At 36.5% G+C, this 18,059-nt stretch carries 16 protein-coding genes, 1 pseudogene and 1 riboswitch; of the genes and pseudogenes, 4 read left to right on the top strand and 13 right to left on the bottom strand.

Annotation, left to right across the window (positions count from 1 at the left end; genetic code table 11):
• Positions 1-72: 72 nt before the first annotated feature.
• From BCER98_RS01845 to BCER98_RS01825, 5 genes are all read right to left on the bottom strand, one after another.
• Positions 73-1,524 carry an NAD-dependent succinate-semialdehyde dehydrogenase gene (locus BCER98_RS01845; protein ID WP_011983427.1) on the bottom strand — a complete coding sequence of 484 codons (1,452 nt, stop codon included), beginning with the start codon at positions 1,522-1,524 and terminating at the stop codon, positions 73-75.
• Entirely contained in the window at positions 1,517-2,923 is a 1,407-nt protein-coding gene (locus BCER98_RS01840) for an APC family permease (protein ID WP_011983426.1), read from the bottom strand. The genes BCER98_RS01845 and BCER98_RS01840 overlap by 8 nt, the downstream gene beginning before the upstream one ends.
• On the bottom strand, positions 2,904-4,283 hold the full coding sequence (locus BCER98_RS01835) for a sigma-54 interaction domain-containing protein (RefSeq protein WP_011983425.1): 1,380 nt from the start codon (positions 4,281-4,283) through the stop codon (positions 2,904-2,906). Before BCER98_RS01835 ends, BCER98_RS01840 begins: the two co-directional genes overlap by 20 nt.
• A gap of 149 nt (positions 4,284-4,432) precedes the next feature.
• The gene (gabT, locus tag BCER98_RS01830) at positions 4,433-5,797 is read right to left on the bottom strand and encodes a 4-aminobutyrate--2-oxoglutarate transaminase (RefSeq protein WP_011983424.1); all 1,365 of its coding nucleotides are present in this window, start codon (positions 5,795-5,797) and stop codon (positions 4,433-4,435) included.
• A 157-nt stretch (positions 5,798-5,954) separates the two neighbouring features.
• The gene (locus BCER98_RS01825; protein WP_011983423.1) at positions 5,955-6,701 is read right to left on the bottom strand and encodes an HAD family hydrolase; all 747 of its coding nucleotides are present in this window, start codon (positions 6,699-6,701) and stop codon (positions 5,955-5,957) included.
• 243 nt (positions 6,702-6,944) lie between these two features.
• On the opposite strand from BCER98_RS01825, the gene BCER98_RS01820 reads away from it, so the two are divergent.
• On the top strand, positions 6,945-8,123 hold the full coding sequence (locus BCER98_RS01820) for an SAM-dependent methyltransferase (RefSeq protein ID WP_011983422.1): 1,179 nt from the start codon (positions 6,945-6,947) through the stop codon (positions 8,121-8,123).
• Between the two features lie 25 nt (positions 8,124-8,148).
• On the opposite strand, the gene BCER98_RS01815 is transcribed toward BCER98_RS01820, so the two are convergent.
• The 5 genes from BCER98_RS01815 to BCER98_RS01795 form a co-directional block, all read right to left on the bottom strand.
• The gene (locus tag BCER98_RS01815; RefSeq protein ID WP_011983421.1) at positions 8,149-9,054 is read right to left on the bottom strand and encodes a diacylglycerol kinase; all 906 of its coding nucleotides are present in this window, start codon (positions 9,052-9,054) and stop codon (positions 8,149-8,151) included.
• A gap of 503 nt (positions 9,055-9,557) precedes the next feature.
• Complete coding sequence (gene gatB / locus BCER98_RS01810) at positions 9,558-10,988, bottom strand: Asp-tRNA(Asn)/Glu-tRNA(Gln) amidotransferase subunit GatB (RefSeq protein WP_011983420.1); 1,431 nt, start codon at positions 10,986-10,988, stop codon at positions 9,558-9,560.
• Positions 10,989-11,002: 14 nt separating this feature from the next.
• Positions 11,003-12,460: an Asp-tRNA(Asn)/Glu-tRNA(Gln) amidotransferase subunit GatA gene (gene gatA / locus BCER98_RS01805; RefSeq protein ID WP_011983419.1), complete on the bottom strand. Its 1,458-nt coding sequence runs from the start codon at positions 12,458-12,460 to the stop codon at positions 11,003-11,005.
• A 13-nt stretch (positions 12,461-12,473) separates the two neighbouring features.
• Positions 12,474-12,764: an Asp-tRNA(Asn)/Glu-tRNA(Gln) amidotransferase subunit GatC gene (gene gatC / locus BCER98_RS01800; RefSeq protein WP_011983418.1), complete on the bottom strand. Its 291-nt coding sequence runs from the start codon at positions 12,762-12,764 to the stop codon at positions 12,474-12,476.
• Positions 12,765-12,904: 140 nt separating this feature from the next.
• Positions 12,905-13,141 carry a YiaA/YiaB family inner membrane protein gene (locus BCER98_RS01795; RefSeq protein WP_001254393.1) on the bottom strand — a complete coding sequence of 79 codons (237 nt, stop codon included), beginning with the start codon at positions 13,139-13,141 and terminating at the stop codon, positions 12,905-12,907.
• Between the two features lie 140 nt (positions 13,142-13,281).
• Between BCER98_RS01795 and BCER98_RS01790 the strand changes: the two are divergent.
• Positions 13,282-13,509, top strand: a pseudogene (locus BCER98_RS01790) (ArsA-related P-loop ATPase); the annotation flags it as partial.
• 317 nt (positions 13,510-13,826) lie between these two features.
• Positions 13,827-14,306 (top strand): HXXEE domain-containing protein, encoded by a 480-nt coding sequence (locus BCER98_RS01785; protein WP_011983416.1) that lies wholly within the window; start codon positions 13,827-13,829, stop codon positions 14,304-14,306.
• Positions 14,307-14,485: 179 nt separating this feature from the next.
• Here the strand turns inward: BCER98_RS01785 and BCER98_RS01780 are convergent, their stop codons facing one another.
• From BCER98_RS01780 to BCER98_RS01770, 3 genes are read right to left on the bottom strand one after another with little or no spacing between them, the layout of a single operon-like run.
• Positions 14,486-15,340, bottom strand: a complete 855-nt coding sequence (locus BCER98_RS01780) for a MetQ/NlpA family ABC transporter substrate-binding protein (protein WP_011983415.1) — start codon at positions 15,338-15,340, stop codon at positions 14,486-14,488.
• A 21-nt stretch (positions 15,341-15,361) separates the two neighbouring features.
• Positions 15,362-16,027, bottom strand: coding sequence for a methionine ABC transporter permease (locus tag BCER98_RS01775; RefSeq protein ID WP_011983414.1), 666 nt, complete (start codon positions 16,025-16,027; stop codon positions 15,362-15,364).
• On the bottom strand, positions 16,017-17,036 hold the full coding sequence (locus BCER98_RS01770; protein ID WP_011983413.1) for a methionine ABC transporter ATP-binding protein: 1,020 nt from the start codon (positions 17,034-17,036) through the stop codon (positions 16,017-16,019). Before BCER98_RS01770 ends, BCER98_RS01775 begins: the two co-directional genes overlap by 11 nt.
• Positions 17,037-17,162: 126 nt before the next feature.
• Positions 17,163-17,268, bottom strand: a riboswitch (SAM riboswitch).
• 216 nt (positions 17,269-17,484) lie between these two features.
• On the opposite strand from BCER98_RS01770, the gene BCER98_RS01765 reads away from it, so the two are divergent.
• Positions 17,485-18,030 carry a cysteine hydrolase family protein gene (locus BCER98_RS01765; protein ID WP_011983412.1) on the top strand — a complete coding sequence of 182 codons (546 nt, stop codon included), beginning with the start codon at positions 17,485-17,487 and terminating at the stop codon, positions 18,028-18,030.
• Positions 18,031-18,059 lie beyond the last annotated feature (29 nt).

The following is an 18,059-nucleotide window of genomic DNA, read 5'->3' as shown; positions in this document are numbered from 1 at the left end:
CCCTCATCTTTTTGTTAGATTATAGAGATTCTAGTATATATTTTTATCTTCTCCTAAACAAGATTGTTAGCATTATAATCCTAATGAAATATATTTAATTTCTAAATACTCTTCAATTCCAAAGTGACCGCCTTCACGACCGATCCCGCTTTCTTTAAATCCACCAAACGGCGCTTGTGCAACAGATGGAAGGCCATCATTTAAACCGATAATTCCATATTCTAATGCTTCACTAATTTGGAATGCTTGACTCATATCTTTTGTAAATATATATGCCGCTAAACCATATGGCGTATTATTCGCACGCTCAATCACTTCTTCTACCGTTTTAAACTTCGCAACTGGCGCTACTGGACCAAATGTCTCTTCTGTCATGCATAGCATCGTATCATTTGCACCGCCAATAACAGTTGGTTCAATAAAGTGACCATTTAATTCTGTAACCGTTTGGCCTCCATATAAAATTTCGCCGCCTTTTTTCACTGCATCTTCAATGTGCTCTTGTACTTTTTCTACTGCATTTGCATCGATAAGCGGTCCTACAGTTGTCCCTTCACCAAAGCCATCTCCAACTTTTAACTGTGCAACTGCTTTTTTGAATTTCGCTACAAATTCTTCATATACCGCTTCCTGTACAAAAACGCGGTTTGTACAGATACATGTTTGCCCAGCATTACGGAATTTCGACCCAATTACAGCTTCGACAGCTTTATCTAAATCCGCATCATTCATCACGATAAATGGAGCGTGCCCTCCTAGTTCAAGTGACACTTTCTTCATCGTTTTCGCAGCGCTAGACATTAATTCTTTTCCAATTTCCGTTGATCCTGTAAAGGAAACTTTTCTTACGCGGCCATCTTCCATCCAAGCATCTGCAATCGCTTTGGCACTACCTGTTACAATGTTTAAAACACCTTTTGGAATATTAGCTTCATGTGCTAATTCCGCTAATTTCAGCGCTGTTAACGGGGTTTGGCTAGCAGGTTTTACAACTGCTGTACAGCCTGCTGCAAGTGCTGGTGCTACTTTTCTTGTAATCATTGCCGCTGGGAAGTTCCATGGTGTAATAGCTGCAATAACCCCAACAGGTTGTTTCGTTACTAAAATACGTTTATTCGGATGAGAAGCTGGAATCATTTCACCGTATACACGTTTTCCTTCTTCTGCATACCACTCTACAAAGCTATTTGCATAATTTACTTCTCCAAGTGCCTCAAGAAATGGCTTTCCTTGTTCTCTCGTCATAATAGCAGCAATTTCTTCTTTATTTTCATCAATAAGCGTAAACCATTTTCTTAATTTCTCCGCACGCTCAGCCGCTGTTAATTTTGACCAAGATTTAAAAGCTTCATGCGCAGCATCAACGGCTTGCTTCGCCTCTGTCACTCCACCTTTTGGAACCGTGGCAAATATCTCTTGTGTTGCTGGATTATGAATTTTAATTTGTTCCTCTAATTGAATCCATTCACCATTTATATACATTGCTTTTTGATCTAAATTTACATATGTCGCTTTCTTATCCAAAATTCTCTTCCTCCTCTATACTTTCCTGTTTGAAAGTGTTTCTTTTATACTTACCGAGAAGCATTCTAATAAAGAAATAACCTCCCAAAGTTACCCAACCTAGTACCATTAACCATTCATATGGCCAAATTAGCGCCGCTGGCATGCCTGGCATATATAATACAATAAAGCCAATACTTAATATAATTGCAATACTTCCAACTACTCTTCCATTCTTTACTTGAAATGGTCGCTTCATCTTCGGTGCTCTTTTGCGTAATATGAAAAAGGATAGACTGACTAATAAGTAAGAAACAACAATGCCAAGTCCACCTGCATCTACAATCCAAACAAGCGCCGGTCTTCCTAGTAATGGTGCAAAAAAGGATAGCATCCCTAAAAAGATGATAGAATGAGAAGGGGTGTTATATTTTGGATGCACTTTTCCAAACCATGCCGGTATCATTCCTTCTTTCGACATTGCGTATAATACACGGCTGCCTCCAATGATGAAAGCATTCCAACTTGTAATGATACCAGCTAAGCCACCAAAAATTAAGATATTCGCAAATACTTTAGAACCGAACACTGCTCCCATAGCATCTGCTGTTGCTAATTTTGTTTGAAGAAGCGCTTTCTGATTTAACGCCATTGATACACCTAATGCTATAAAAAGATAGAAAATCACAGCACAAATGACAGAAAAAATTAAAAGTTTCCCAATCTCTTTAAATGGAAGATTTACTTCTTCAGCAACTTGAGGGATTACATCGAATCCAACAAATAAAAACGGAACCATAATAAGAACGGTCATAACTCCGCCTATACCATCTATAAAAAACGGTTCTAAATTTTTTGTATCGCCGTTGAAACCAGCGCCAAAAACAAGCATAATTCCTGTTGCTACAATAAAGAGAGTAAATATACTTTGAAACACAGCTGCTGTCTTCACACCAAAATAATTGATAATTGTAATAAACAGGGCACCACCCATTCCAATCATCGCCCATGTCAAGTATACATCCCAACCAGCAATCGTCCATAAATAAATGCTTTGATAATGAGGTAATACATAATCTACCACTGTCGGTAATGCAACAGCTTCAAAGGTAACGACAGATACATATCCTAGTATGATTGCCCATGATGCAACAAAAGCCGCCTTCTTTCCAAATGCCTTACGTACATACAATAAGCCACCGCCTGTTTCCGGCATCGCGGAAGCAAGTTCAGCGTATGTTAATCCAACGAAAATAACAAGTAACCCTCCAATAATAAAGGCAATTACAGCCCCCATTGAACCAGCAGATGTAACCCAATCCCCCGAGAGAACAACCCAGCCCCATCCAAGCATTGCACCGATCGCAAGGAAAAGAACATCAAAACGTGATAACACCTTTTTAAGTTTCTTCTCTCCCAACTATGAAATCCCCTCCTATTAACTTTTTAATTTTCCGAGTAGCTGCCGATTGACTTATTTTCAAAAACTCTGCTACTTTATAGCTTGATCCATATGTTTTATATGCTTTTAAAATAATATTCCGCTCTACTTCCTCCAACATTTGGTAGAGACTTTGACCAGATTGTTCAATCGTTACTTCTTGCATAGATACTGGTAAATCTTCTATCGTAACAATATCATCAGCAGTAATAACAAGCCGCTCAATTACATTCTCAATTTCACGATTATTCCCTTCCCAAGGATATCCTACAAACATTTGTAATGTACTAGGGGCTAATTTCACATCTCGTCCATACTTTTCATTAAAGTGCTGTAAATAATGATAAACTAATGGCAAAATATCCTCTGTTCTTTCACGAAGGGGCGGAATTTGAATCGGTATGACATTTAGACGGTAAAACAAGTCTTTTCGAAAAGTCCCTTGTTTCACCATTTCTGCTAAATTTCTATTCGTAGCTGCTACAATACGAACATCCACCTTTTTTAATTCTCTACCCCCTACCGGGCGGAATGTTTTTTCCTGTAGCACTTGTAATAATTTCGCTTGCATTTCTAGCGGTATTTCTCCTATTTCATCTAAAAAAAGCGTTCCTTTATGTGCGAGTTCTAATATTCCTTTCTTCCCTTCACGATTGGCGCCCGTAAAAGACCCTCCAGCATATCCAAATAGCTCTGATTCAATAAGATTTGTTGGCAATGCCGCACAGTTCATTTCATAAAACACTTCATTTTTTCGATGGCTAATTTCATGTAAATGACGTACTAATCTACTCTTTCCTACACCGGTCTCACCCAAAATGAGGACTGTACTATCTACCATGGATATTTTTTTGATTGTTTCGACTATTTTCTGCATAGCTACACTTTTAAAAATAAGTCCTTCGTGCTCATATGTTTCTCGTAATTCCCTTTTATATGTCTTTAATTGATGATCCATCTCCTCTACTTTTTTTCGTAATTGATAAAGTTCAGTGAGATCACGAGAATAACTGATGACTCTACGTAAATTTCCCTTTGCATCAAACACCGGTCTTGTACGAACATGTAAATACTCACCTGATTTTGTTGTCTGAACAAGTTCAATTGGTTTCTTCTTCTCAATGACTTCTAATGTTGCAGATGGATAGAAAATCCCTTCCTTTTGCAAATCTTTCACATGTTTCCCAATCAATTCTTTCGCGGACAATTGATAGTGCCTTTCACATGTACTATTTACACGTACAACAATCCCTTTCTCATCCGTAACAAAGATTTCGTCAAACGCATATTCAAATACATCTTTTAAATCCATATATGCTCTTTCCTTTTCTGCAACCATTCTAGCCACTCCTCAAAGTCAATCCCTTACTCCAATTATTTACCTCTTATATTCTATTATAAATCTAAAACTTAATTTAAGGGAATTTTCTGTATTTTTAAGGCGGTAAACTAGAATAATTGCAACTGTGTTATCGGTACATCCACCCTTTATACCCGAGCCATATTTGCTTGTGTATAACAAGATTGTAAAGATTCTTCAATAATTGTAAGCCCTTCTTCCAATTGCTCATCTGTAATAATGAGCGGCATAAGAACACGAATGACATTTCCATAAGTTCCCGCTGATAATAAAAGCAAGCCACGTTTATTCGCTTCAGCACATAAGTTTGCAGTTAAAGCTTTATCAGGCTCTTTCGTACTGCGATCTTTCACAAGCTCAAATGCACACATTGCCCCTAATCCACGAACATGACCAATACAATGATATTTCTTCTTCATCTCTTCAAATCGTTCCATCACAATTTTCCCAATATGCATAGCTCGATCATTTAACTTTTCTTTCTCAATAATATCTAAAACAGCTAATGCGGCTACGCAGCCAAGTGGACTTCCCGCGTACGTTCCTCCAAGCTCGCCTGGTGCTGCCTCATTCATTATCTCCTTACGACCAATAACTCCACTAATTGGTACTCCAGCCCCTAGTGACTTAGAAACCGTAATTAAATCTGGTACAACATCGTAATGATCAATTGCAAAATATTTTCCTGTCCGGCTAAATCCTGTTTGAATTTCATCAGCTACAAATAAAATGTCATATTCCGAGCAAAGACGACGTACTTCTTGAACAAACTTTTTACTTGGAACGATAAAACCACCCTCACCTTGAACAGGTTCCATTACAACAGCAGCTATGCTTTCTGGAGCTACTTCTGATAGGAAGAAGTTCTTCAATTCTTCAATCATAAAGTTATCATATTGCTCATCTGTTAACCCTTCTGGACGGCGATACTCATATGGAAACGGCGCTTTATATACTTCAGGGGCAAATGGTCCAAAGCCAAATTTATACGGTTTCACTTTACTTGTCATCGTCATTGTCATTAATGTGCGACCATGAAATCCTTTTGAAAATGCAATGATACCAGATCTTCTCGTATATTTACGAGCAATCTTCACTGCATTTTCAACTGCTTCCGCACCGCTATTTAAAAATAATACTTGCTTATCAAAATTTCCTGGTGCTAATCTAGCTAATTTCTCTGCTAGCTCAATATACGGTTCATACATCATAACATTAAAGCCAGTATGAATATATTGATCTACTTGTTTATGAAGCGCTTCTGTTACTGCTGGATGACAATGCCCTACATTAATCGTTCCAATCGCACCTGCAAAATCAATGAATTGATTTCCATCGACATCTGTTACAAGTGCTCCATCTGCTGATTGTACAAACGTTGAAATCCCATTACTCACACCTCTTGGTATAATATTTTGACGACGTTCTAATAAAGAAGCTGCTTTTGGCCCTGGAATTTGCTCATTTACTTTTGCATATTTTTTTATACTCATCGTTTTTCCCATCCTTTTCTATACAATGTTTTTTCTTATATCCATTGCAAAATGTATGCCAACTTATGATCCTAGCATTCTTCCCTTTTTCTTTATATTTCAACATAAAAAATAAGTCTATAACGACTTATTTCAAGTCAGTATAGACTTATTTTATTTACCTATTAGGCTTTACTTGTTCAAAAAGAAGTGTACCAGAACTTGAAATTAGATCTCCTACCGAATCTAATATAAGATCGGCAAGCGGTGCTAAAGTTTGATAATCCCCAGTCCCAGATAGCACACCAATCGCATAACAATCCCCGCTATTTTTCGCTAAATGTAAATCTGTTGGGGTATCTCCAATAACAGCAATTTCTGACGGTATGAGATGAAATCTTTCGCAAATGAATTCTATAATTTTTTTATCTGGTTTTTGTGCTGGGAAAGTGTCAGAAGTAATTATACAATCAAAGAAAGATTCCAATTGATATTGCTTCAAGAATAATTCTGTTGGCGCTAAATCATCAGCTGTTACAACACCTAAAATAAATTCTCTATCTTTCAACGCTTGCAAAATTTCCGGAATATTCGCGGTCATTTTCATATGAGAGCGGTGTTCATACATAAGAGTAAATAATTGCTGACTCACCCACTGAGACATATTCTCTTCTTTTTCTGATGAAATATATTCACAAAATACTTTTGCTACATCACGACTTGTTCCAGCTGCTAAGGCACTCTCAGGATGAACAAAATTTTCTTCTACACCTATTTCACTTAAAAGCGTTTGTTGTAAAGATTGTGGTAAATCATATACCTTTATAAGCTCAGCGACAAGTTCTTCGGCCACTTTTACCCAAACGGAATGAAAATCCATTAATGTACCATCTTTATCAAATAATATTGCTTTGATCTTCTCCATAACCCCCCACCTTTCTCTTCTTCTCTCTCCCATTGTAACAAGGAAATATGGATAAAAAATGAATATATTGTAAAGATGCCATAAAAAACAAACAAACTTCCAATTTACAATCTAAATCGAATCATTTGACTATCATTTTGGAAAGGCGTAGAATTACTTTCATCGTAATGAGCTAATTATTTAACTTTATTAACTATCATGATAGTTTCCTACAATTTTTATATTATTATAGGAGATGTTTATATGGTTGAAGAAATGTTTTATCGAAAAATATTAGAAAATCTCTTTTCAGACCCTATTGAAGTGACACTTTGGGATGGAAAAACAGTTCAATATGGTGAAGGAGAACCTCTATTTCAAATTACATTCCATAAACCCCTTTCCAAAAAAGAACTTGCCAACGACCCATCGATTGCATTCGGCGAAGCTTATATGAATGGAGATATTGAATTAAAGGGTGATCTTGAAAAAGCGATTGAGTCCATTTACAAGAGCCAAGAAAGCTTTTTAGGAAATAGTAAGTTGCAATACTTCACAAGTAAATGGAATTTTTCAAAGAAGAAAAACAAAGAAGACATTACTCATCACTATGATATTGGAAACGACTTTTATAAATTATGGCTTGATGACACAATGACGTATTCTTGTGCTTATTTTCAGCATCCTGATGACCCCTTAACAACAGCTCAACATAATAAAGTAAATCACATTCTAAAAAAATTAAATCTGCGTAAAGGAGATACTTTGTTAGATATCGGATGCGGATGGGGAGAACTGATTACAGCAGCCGCGAAACAATATGGCGTGAAGGCAATGGGCGTAACATTAAGTGAAGAACAATACGCAAAAACTACTGAAAAAATTAAGCAAGAAGGCCTTACTGATTTAGTGGAAGTTGCCTTACTTGATTATCGTGACATTACAAATCGCAAGTTCGACAAAATTGTAAGTGTTGGTATGATTGAACATGTGGGAAAAGATCGTATTACTGAATATTTTCATACAGTAAATCGTCTATTAGCAGACGGTGGTGTTTCTGTACTACATTGTATTACTTCTCCAACAGATGGAGCTACAAATGGATGGATTGAAAAATATATCTTCCCTGGCGGATACGTTCCATCTGTTAGTGAATTAATTACAAACATCACGAATCAAAAAATGTTCCTCGTGGATGTGGAAAGTTTACGAAGACACTACGGTAAAACATTGGAACACTGGGCCAAAAATTTCGAAAATGCACTTGATGAAATTCGCAAAACGAAAGATGAACGCTTCATCCGGATGTGGCGCCTCTATTTAAATGCTTGCGCAGCTTCATTCTATACTGGCAATATCGACTTACACCAATTCGTATTTACTAAAGGGATTAATGATGATATTCCATGGACACGCGCCTATATGTATGATACAAAGCAATAATAAGCTATTAAAAAAGAGGATGCCATTATAAGGCGTCCTCTTTCTGCTCAGGAACAAATAGTTCTAAGCAATGATAGATGTTTTCAAACTCCATCGGTGCATCTCCACCGTATTCACCATCTAAGTTGATCATTAACTTATCAGGCGAATGCACCTTAATACGATTTGCTTGCGTATATAATACTTTTGGATTGTTAATATGCTCACCGCGCTGCGCTTGAGTTGCCGCTTTAATTAAATCCGCTATTGATCCTTTTTTCAGTACTAACAAGTCAAATAACCCATCATTAATAGAAGCATATGGTGCTACCTTTTCAAATCCACCTACTGAACGTGTATTTGTAATTAAAAACATCGTAATTTCTTCTTGCAGCAACTTTCCATCATACTCAATCTCAACATACGTTGGATGTAATGACGGTAACATTTCAATTCCTTTTAAGTAATATGCTAATTGTCCTAGCACTGTTTTTAATTTGCTCGGCACTTCATACGTTAACTCTGTAATACGTCCGCCTCCAGCAATATTAATAAAATATGTATCGTTTGCTCTACCAAGATCTAACGGGACCGTTTTCCCTTCACAGATAATATCTGCCGCTTCTTCAATAGAACGTGGGACACCAATAGCACGTGCAAAATCATTCGTTGTTCCAACTGGAATAATTCCAAACTTCGGACGATGTTCTTGCTCTACTAAACCATTTACCACTTCATTTAAAGTCCCATCACCGCCTGCTGCAATGACTACATCAAATTTACGCTTTGCCGCTTGCCTTGCCGCAATTGTTGCGTCTCCAGGCCCTGTTGTCGCGTGACAAGATGTTTCATATCCAGCTTGTTCTAATTTCTGTAATACTTCTGGTAAATGCTTTTTAAATAACTCACGACCAGAAGTAGGATTATAAATTATTCTTGCTCGTTTCATCATGTATTAGCACAGGAATTTTCTCATTCATCAATTCAGAAAAAAGAATATATCCAACTTTTCTCCAGCCTTCCTATGCCTGCCTCCTCTCATCTCCATATCCTTCTTTTATCCCAATTTAAAAGGACAAGTAAGAACCAGGATTCATATCGCTATGCATTCGCAAATCCTACCATTCTTCATCGCTATTACTGTTTGTTTTATGGAAAACATGGGAATCTTAATGATCTATTTTTCATAAGATAAAAAACTTTATATGTCTAGATGTATCATTATTCCCACCTTTTTGCAACTATCATACCATAGTTGCTATACAAACATTTTCCCACATTTTACAGAAAAAAACACCCACATGCGGGTGTTTTTTTCCTTGATCTTTCATTACGGACTAGTTCTTGCAGCTAGAAGGATCAGGCGTTTCTCCTCCTGTAGTGAAGCAAAAAACACTTCTCTTTCGAAGGCTCCAACGCCTCCTTCTTCTAATCGAACCGCCTATGCTTTTCTTTTTATCGCTTATTTATTTCTTCTAGTAAGATTTTATTCACAAGCGGTGGGTTTGCTTGTCCTTTTGTCGCTTTCATAATTTGACCAACTAAGAAACCAATTGCACGGTCTTTACCGTTTTTAAAGTCTTCAATAGATTGTGCATTATTATCAAGGATTTCTGTTACAATCTTACGAAGTGTACCTTCATCAGAAATTTGAACAAGACCTTTTGCTTTCACGATTTCTTCTGGGTCTCCACCTTTTTCAATTAACTCGTTAAATACTTTCTTCGCAATTTTAGAAGAAATCGTACCTTTCTCGATTAATTGAATCATTTTAGATAGCCCAGCAGGTGTTAAAGCTACATCTTTTAATTCTTTTTGTTGTTTGTTTAAATATGCAAGCACTTCACCCATTAGCCAGTTTGATGCTAACTTCGCATCTGCACCGCCTGCAACTGTTTCCTCAAAGAAATCAGACATTTCTTTTGTTAATGTTAATACGTGTGCATCGTAAGCTGGCAGACCAAGTTCTGCAACATAACGTGCTTTACGAGCATCTGGAAGTTCAGGAATGGAAGCACGAACTTGTTCTTTCCATTCCTCATCAATATAAAGTTCAACTAAATCCGGTTCTGGGAAGTAACGATAATCGTCAGATCCTTCTTTTACACGCATTAAGATTGTTTTCTTTGTAGCTTCATCATAACGACGTGTTTCTTGTTGAATAATACCACCGGATAGTAATTCTTTTTCTTGACGAGCTTGTTCAAACTCAAGACCTTTTTGAACATAAGTGAAAGAGTTTAAGTTTTTTAGTTCTGCTTTTGTACCAAACTTCTCTTGCCCTACTGGACGAAGAGAAATGTTTGCATCACAGCGAAGAGAACCTTCTTCCATCTTACAATCAGATACACCAGTGTATTGAATGATTGATTTTAATTTTTCTAAGTATGCATATGCTTCTTCTGGCGTACGCATATCTGGCTCAGATACGATCTCAATTAACGGAAGGCCTTGACGATTGTAGTCTACTAATGAGTAACCTTCACCTGTATGTGTTGATTTACCTGCATCTTCTTCTAAATGAAGACGAGTAATACCGATTCGTTTCTTTTGACCACCTACTTCGATTTCAATCCAACCATTTTGCCCAATTGGTTTATCAAATTGAGAGATTTGGTATGCTTTCGGATTATCTGGATAGAAATAGTTCTTGCGGTCAAACTTCGTTTCTGTTGCGATTTCACAGTTTAAAGCCATTGCAGCTTTCATTGCAAAGTTTACTGCCTCTTTGTTTAAAGTTGGAAGTACCCCTGGGTATCCTAAATCAATTACACTTGTTTGTGTATTTGGATCCGCTCCGAATTCTGTTGGACTCGCAGAGAAAATTTTCGAATTTGTTTTTAACTCAACGTGAACCTCTAAACCAATAATTGTTTCAAAATTCATCTATGCTCGCCTCCTTACAGACTTGCTTTTTTTGTATGATAGTCTGTTGCTTGCTCAAATGCATGTGCAACGCGGTAAATTGTCGCTTCATCGAAATGTTTACCAATGATTTGCAAACCAAGCGGCATATTATTAGCGCCGAATCCACATGGAACAGAAATCGCTGGAACACCTGCTAAGTTTACTGGGATTGTTAAAATGTCATTTGCATACATTGTCATTGGATCATCAATTTTTTCGCCTACTTTAAACGCTGGAGTTGGCGTTGTTGGTCCAATAATCACATCGTAATTTGCAAATACATTTTCAAAGTCATTTTTAATTAATGTACGTACTTGTTGTGCTTTTTTGTAATATGCATCATAGTAACCAGAGCTAAGTGCAAATGTACCGAGCATAATACGACGTTTTACTTCGTCTCCGAACCCTTCACTACGCGTATTTTTGTAAAGATCCATTAAGTTATTCACATTATCAGAACGAACACCGTAGCGTACGCCATCAAAGCGTGACAGATTAGAAGACGCTTCAGAAGAAGAAATTAAGTAGTACGTTGCTAGCGCGTATTTAGAGTGCGGAAGGGATACTTCTTCCCAAGTTGCGCCCATACCTTCTAACACTTTTAAAGCAGCTAGTACGGACTCACGAGCTTCTTCACCAACACCTTCTCCTAAATATTCTTTTGGTACAGCAATACGTAAACCTTTTACATCGCCTGTTAAACCAGCTAAATAGTTACCTACTTCAATATTTGCAGAAGTTGCATCCATACGGTCAACACCTGAAATAGCTTGTAATAAGTACGCATTGTCTTCTACAGTACGTGTAATTGGTCCGATTTGATCAAGTGAAGATGCAAATGCGACTAAACCATAACGAGATACACGTCCATAAGTTGGTTTTAAACCTACAACACCGCAATATGCAGCTGGCTGACGGATGGAACCGCCGGTATCAGAACCTAGAGAGAATAATACTTCTCCTGCTGCAACTGCTGCTGCAGAACCACCGCTAGAGCCACCTGGAACATATTCTAAATTCCATGGATTTTTCGTAGCATAAAAACCAGAGTTTTCATTGGAAGAACCCATTGCAAACTCGTCCATATTTAATTTACCGATTGTAATTGTGTCAGCTTCGTTTAACTTCTGCACAACTGTCGCATCATAAATTGGATCAAAGTTTGCTAACATTTTGCTTGCACAAGTTGTACGAAGACCTTTTGTTACAATGTTATCTTTAACACCGATTGGCATACCGAATAATAGACCATTATCTTCAGCACCAATTTTTGCATCTAATTCTTTCGCTTTCGCACGTGCGTTTTCTTCATTTAATGTAAGAAACGCTTTTACGTTATCTTCAACATCCGCAATACGTTTGTAAGACTCTTCTACTAAATCCGTAACGGAAATTTCTTTGTTGTTTAATTTCTTATGTAACTCTGATACAGAATGATCAAATAATGACATCGAAATTCCCCCCCTATTCTAATACTGCTGGAACACGGATTTGATTCTCTTTGTGATCCGGTGCATTTTTTAATACTTCTTCTACTGGTAAACCTTGTTCTGGTACATCTTCACGCATAACATTTCTCATCGTTAATACGTGAGTTGTTGGTTTGACATTTGTTGTATCCAATTCATTTAACTGTTCTGCAAAAGTAACAATTGCATCGAGTTGTTTTTGAAACTTTTCTGCTTCTTGATCTGTAATGGCAAGACGCGCTAAATGCGCTACATGCTTTACATTCTCAACGGAAATTCTTGACACGGCTAGGCCACCTCCATAATATATCGTGCAATCTACAATACTATTGATGATACCAAATTTTCAGTACTTCAAGCAAGTCAACACATGGCACTTATAGCACTTTTACATAAAAAAAGAAAGGCTTTTGCCCTTCTCGTAAATCACTCTTTATCTAATGGTTTATTTTTCGGAAATCTTTCGTTATCTTCTTCATTATCACGAATTGTTTTTTGAAGTACAAAACATGACATTGTTAAAAACAATGTACCTATTAAATAGTATCCTTTTACACTAAGCGTTTCATCTAGTGTATAAATACCAATCAACATACCTGAAAGCGCACAAACAAACGAAGTCCATGCTAAAAACGTGAACGCTTGCGTATTTCTCCTTCTCATTGTTCTCCCCCTTATAGCTGCATATCCATTATAGATAAATATATTTATCATCATGGATTTTTATGTAATTTTTTCTCTTTATTAATCTATCATAAAATTTTCTCACTTCACAACTTATTTTCGAATTAATCAAAAAAATATATGGTGTTATCGTTATTGACTGTGCACCAACGAGTGAAACACTTGCTATGTTAAGTTTTCTTGACATGCTCGGATGGTGGATGGAAAAACTCTTTTCTATTAACAGAAAAGTATTAAAAGTTGCCCGTCCTGTGGCACAACCTTTACTCGGTATCCCTCTTCCTACAGATGATATCATGGATGAATTAACAAACACACTCAAGCAACTAGAAGAAATACGAGAACTTTTTCCAATCGTGATATAATAAAGTGAAACTTTAATCAGTGGGGTTTTTCTTCATCTCCCACTGATTCTGAGCCCTCACCAATCGGGCTGTTACGGGCAGCCCTACTCCCACCTATCTTCCTTGCTTCTCTCTGAATCTTGAGATGGGAGTCTTACTGCCCTAAAATAGCGGGATAAATTCACATTGTTGTAAATCCTGAAAAATGATGATTAACGAGGCTCAGTATAGCTTTACCTATTAAAGTATTACTATCGAATAACAATATGGGAAGCCCTCTCCTTAAGGGCTTTCTATTCCTTTACTCGGAGATGATCGATTTGATTAAAACACCTAAAGCGAAACATGTATCTACCAATATGATAATTTGGATTATTCCCTTATTATTTTTCATTCATAATCTTGAAGAATCTATTAGTATGCCTCAATATCTCGCTAATCAATTCTCTATCAACTTCATAAATACGCATCAATTTCTAATAGCAATTTGTATATTAACAACCATTGTTCTGCTCTTTATCATTCTCTATCAACTTCATATTATCTCTTCTATTTACTGGATTATTTTCATACAAGGTGCTATTTTCTTTAACGCTGTTCAACATATGATTTTATTTTTCATGTATCGCGCATACAACCCTGGAGTGATATCAGCATTTATCATTGTACTATTTTCCCTCTACTTATTTTCTTTAATACAAGTTCCAAAAAAGAAACTAGTCCTTATACTAATTTTCAGCTTACTCTCCTATCCTTCTATGATTTGGATCACCTTATATTTAGCTAGTTTCTTTGACTAACCAAAATAAGAGAGACCAGGAAAACTCCTGATCTCTCCACTCTCCTTCACAGACGTTATTTTTTATGGTATACAGAATTGGAAGATACAAAAAATTAGGGTTTCATCTGTTAAGTAAGATTATATGTTGAACAGACTAACAGCGGAGGGGTTCCTTCTGTTAATCCGTTAAACGCACTATCATTTAACAATTTTTTCTATTTCATCAAGTGAAAGATCTACTGAGATCGAACCATCCTTCGTTTCTTTCTTAATTGCATCTGTTACTTCTTTTGAATGGTATAATTTAATCACTTTTTTGATTGTTGGATCATCTTTATCTTTCGTACGAGCTGCGAAGATGTTAATATACGCTTTCGCACTGTCGTTTTTTGGATCTTCTAAGAAAATAGGATCTTTCGCAGGATTTAAACCAGCTTGACCAGCTACACCATTGTTAATAACGGAAGCTGCTACATCCTTTAATACACGAGGGGTTTGCTGTGCAATAACTGGTGTAATTTTTAATTTTTTTGGATTTTCAGCAATACCACTTGGATCGCCGAATAAACCGAAATCTTTTTTCAATTTTAATAGGCCCGCTGCATCAAGAAGTTTTAAGGCACGTGCTTGATTCGTTGGATCATTCGGAATAGCAATTTCTGAACCATTTGGAATGTCATTTGGTTTTTTATACTTTTCAGAGAATAATCCCATTGGTGCAATTTGCGTTGTACCTACAGCTGTAATATCTAATTTATGTTCCTTTTTAAACTGCTCTAAAAAGGCAATATGTTGAAATGCATTCAATTCAATATCCCCATCAGCTAATGCTTTATTTGGCGTTGTATAATCAGAGAACTCCACAAGTTTGATTTTCATACCTTCTTTCTCAGCTTTCTTCTGAAGGATGCTCCAAGCTTCTCCATCCGTTCCTGTTACACCGATGCGAACGACCTTCTCCTTTTCTTTCGCTTCAGCATCCCCATTTGAGCAACCACTCAAAGCGGTAATTCCTACAATTGCTGATAATGCAAATGCTAATATCTTTTTCATCTTCTATCCCTCTTCTCTTCTTTATGACCTTCTTAAAAATATTTTCGAGAAATAATTCCCTAGATGTTGAGCTAATTGTACAAGAATAATAAGCAATACAACTGTCACGAACATAACCGATGTATCAAAGCGTTGATAACCATATGTCATTGCTAAATCACCAAGACCACCGCCACCAACAAGCCCAGCCACTGCTGAAAACTCAATTAAGCCAACAGTCATAAACGTAACCCCTAAAATTAATGGTGCCAATGCCTCCGGAACAAGAATTTCAAACACAATTCTTAATGGTGATGCCCCCATTGCTTGCGCTGCCTCGATTACTCCTTTCGGTACTGAAACAAGATTTGTTTCTACCATTCTGGCAATTCCAATCGAAGCAACAAGTGTCATTGGAAAAATCGCTGCAGCTGTTCCGATTGTTGTTCCAATAACAGTTCTTGTAATGGGACTTAAAGCTACTAAAAAGATAATAAACGGAATTGGACGAATCGTATTAATAACAATATTAAGAATAGAAAAGACCAATTTATTTTCTAAAAAATTACCTTTCCTTGTCACATATAAAAGTAAACCTAGAGGTATACCTAGTATTGCGGCGAATATAAGAGTTACAATTACCATTAAAAGGGTATCCCCTGTCGCATCGAGAATCCGTGGCCAAAATATACTCCAATCAACTCGCATGTGCTTTAACCTCCTTCAGTTGTACTTGCAGTCTGAGATATTGTAAGGCTTTTTGAATTTCTTTTTGTTCACCTTGCAGTTCTACAAGAAGATTTCCAAATAACACATTTTGTAATTCAATAATGTTTCCGTAGAGCACATTTACATCCACATTATAATTTTTGGCAATATACGATAATACCGGCTGTCCTGTCTCTTCACCCGTAAATGTTAATCGATAAATTTGTCCACCAGTTTGAATTTTTGCTAGTACACTTTCTGGTAAATGGTCATTCACAACAGAACGAACAAAATTTTGAGTCGTTTTTGTTTTTGGTTTTGTAAAGATATCAAATAATGTCCCTTCTTCAATGACTCTCCCTTTCTCCATAACTGCCACGCGGTGACAAATTTCTTTCACAACTTGCATTTCATGTGTAATGAGGAGAATTGTTAATTTATATTCTTTGTTTATTTTCTTTAATAGATTCAAAATTTCTGTGGTTGTTTCAGGATCTAATGCCGATGTTGCTTCATCACAAATAAGAATATCTGGTGATGTAGCAAGTGCTCTCGCAATTCCAACACGTTGTTTTTGTCCCCCTGACAATTGCTCTGGATAATAATTTGCTTTATCTTCTAATCCTACAAATTCCAACAGCTCATTTACTCTTTCTTTTATCTCATTCTTCGGTACTTTCGCTAACTTTAATGGATATGCAATATTCCCAAACACTGTTCTTGAATTGAATAAATTAAAACTTTGGAAAATCATTCCGATTCTTTGTCTTAACTGTCGTAACTCCTTTGTTGTTAGAGATGTAATGTCTTTATCATCTATTGAAACTTTCCCTGAAGTCGGTCTTTCTAACATATTAACTAAGCGTAATAATGTGCTTTTTCCAGCGCCACTAAACCCAATAATACCGAATACTTCTCCCTTTTTAATCGAAAGTGTTACATCTTCTACTGCATGAACAGGCTCTCCACCAGATTCATATACCTTACTTACATTTGTAAAAGAAATCATTTTTTCCCCTCCCATATGCTATAGCAACTTGAAGTAGACCTCCCGAGGTAAAATAAAAAGCGCCCTCCTTCTTATCAGTCATAAAAGATAAGAAGGAGAGCACTTTTAAATATACTCGTTCACATCTTCTCATCTTTCAAGTCCTTTTTAGACTTGCTGGAATTAGCACGGTATTAAAAAACCCGTTGCTGAGGTATCATAGGGCCAGTCCCTCCACCTCTCTGGATAAGAATGTCTCGATTTAATTGTTATTTAATTATTTTTTATTATAAAACTCAGAAAAGTTAGAGTCAACATAAAATTCCTAAAGTATAGCGATTATTTTTCTATTGGAATTTTCAAATCAAATGTAAAATTCTTCTCTTATTCTCTTTTGCAAAGGAAAATATCCCTGCCTCATTGAATAAAATGACATGAATACGAAATATAGTGGAGGACGATAAATAATATGAAAACAGCACTGTTACTCGTTGATATTCAAAATGACTATTTTCCGAATGGAAAGATGGAATTACGTAATGCCGTAGAAGCTAGTGAGTACGCTCGTCAATTATTACAATATTTTCGACAAACAAACCAACCAATTTTTCATATTCAACATGTATCTTTTGGGGATCATGCAACTTTCTTCCTCCCCAATACAGAAGGTGTCCATATTCACGAAAGTGTTCGTCCCTTACAAAATGAAACGGTGATTTTAAAACACTATCCGAATAGCTTTCGAGAAACAAATCTATTACAGAAACTACAGAAATTAAAAATCGAGCGTATTATTATATGCGGAATGATGACACATATGTGTATTGATGCTACCGTGAGAGCTGCTTTTGATTTTGGGTTTCATTGCACCGTGATACATGATGCTTGCGCGACGAAAGACCTTCTCTTTAAAAATGCCACTATTCCCGCTGTCTATATTCATAACACCATTTTGGCAAGTCTAAATGAAGGATATGCTGATGTAATAAGTACAGAAGAATTTTTACCCGTCTAAAAAATTCTATCTATTACCCTTTTTACTAT

The organism is Bacillus cytotoxicus NVH 391-98 (genome assembly GCF_000017425.1).
Taxonomy (GTDB): domain Bacteria; phylum Bacillota; class Bacilli; order Bacillales; family Bacillaceae_G; genus Bacillus_A; species Bacillus_A cytotoxicus.
This window is presented reverse-complemented; position numbering and strand designations above follow the sequence as displayed.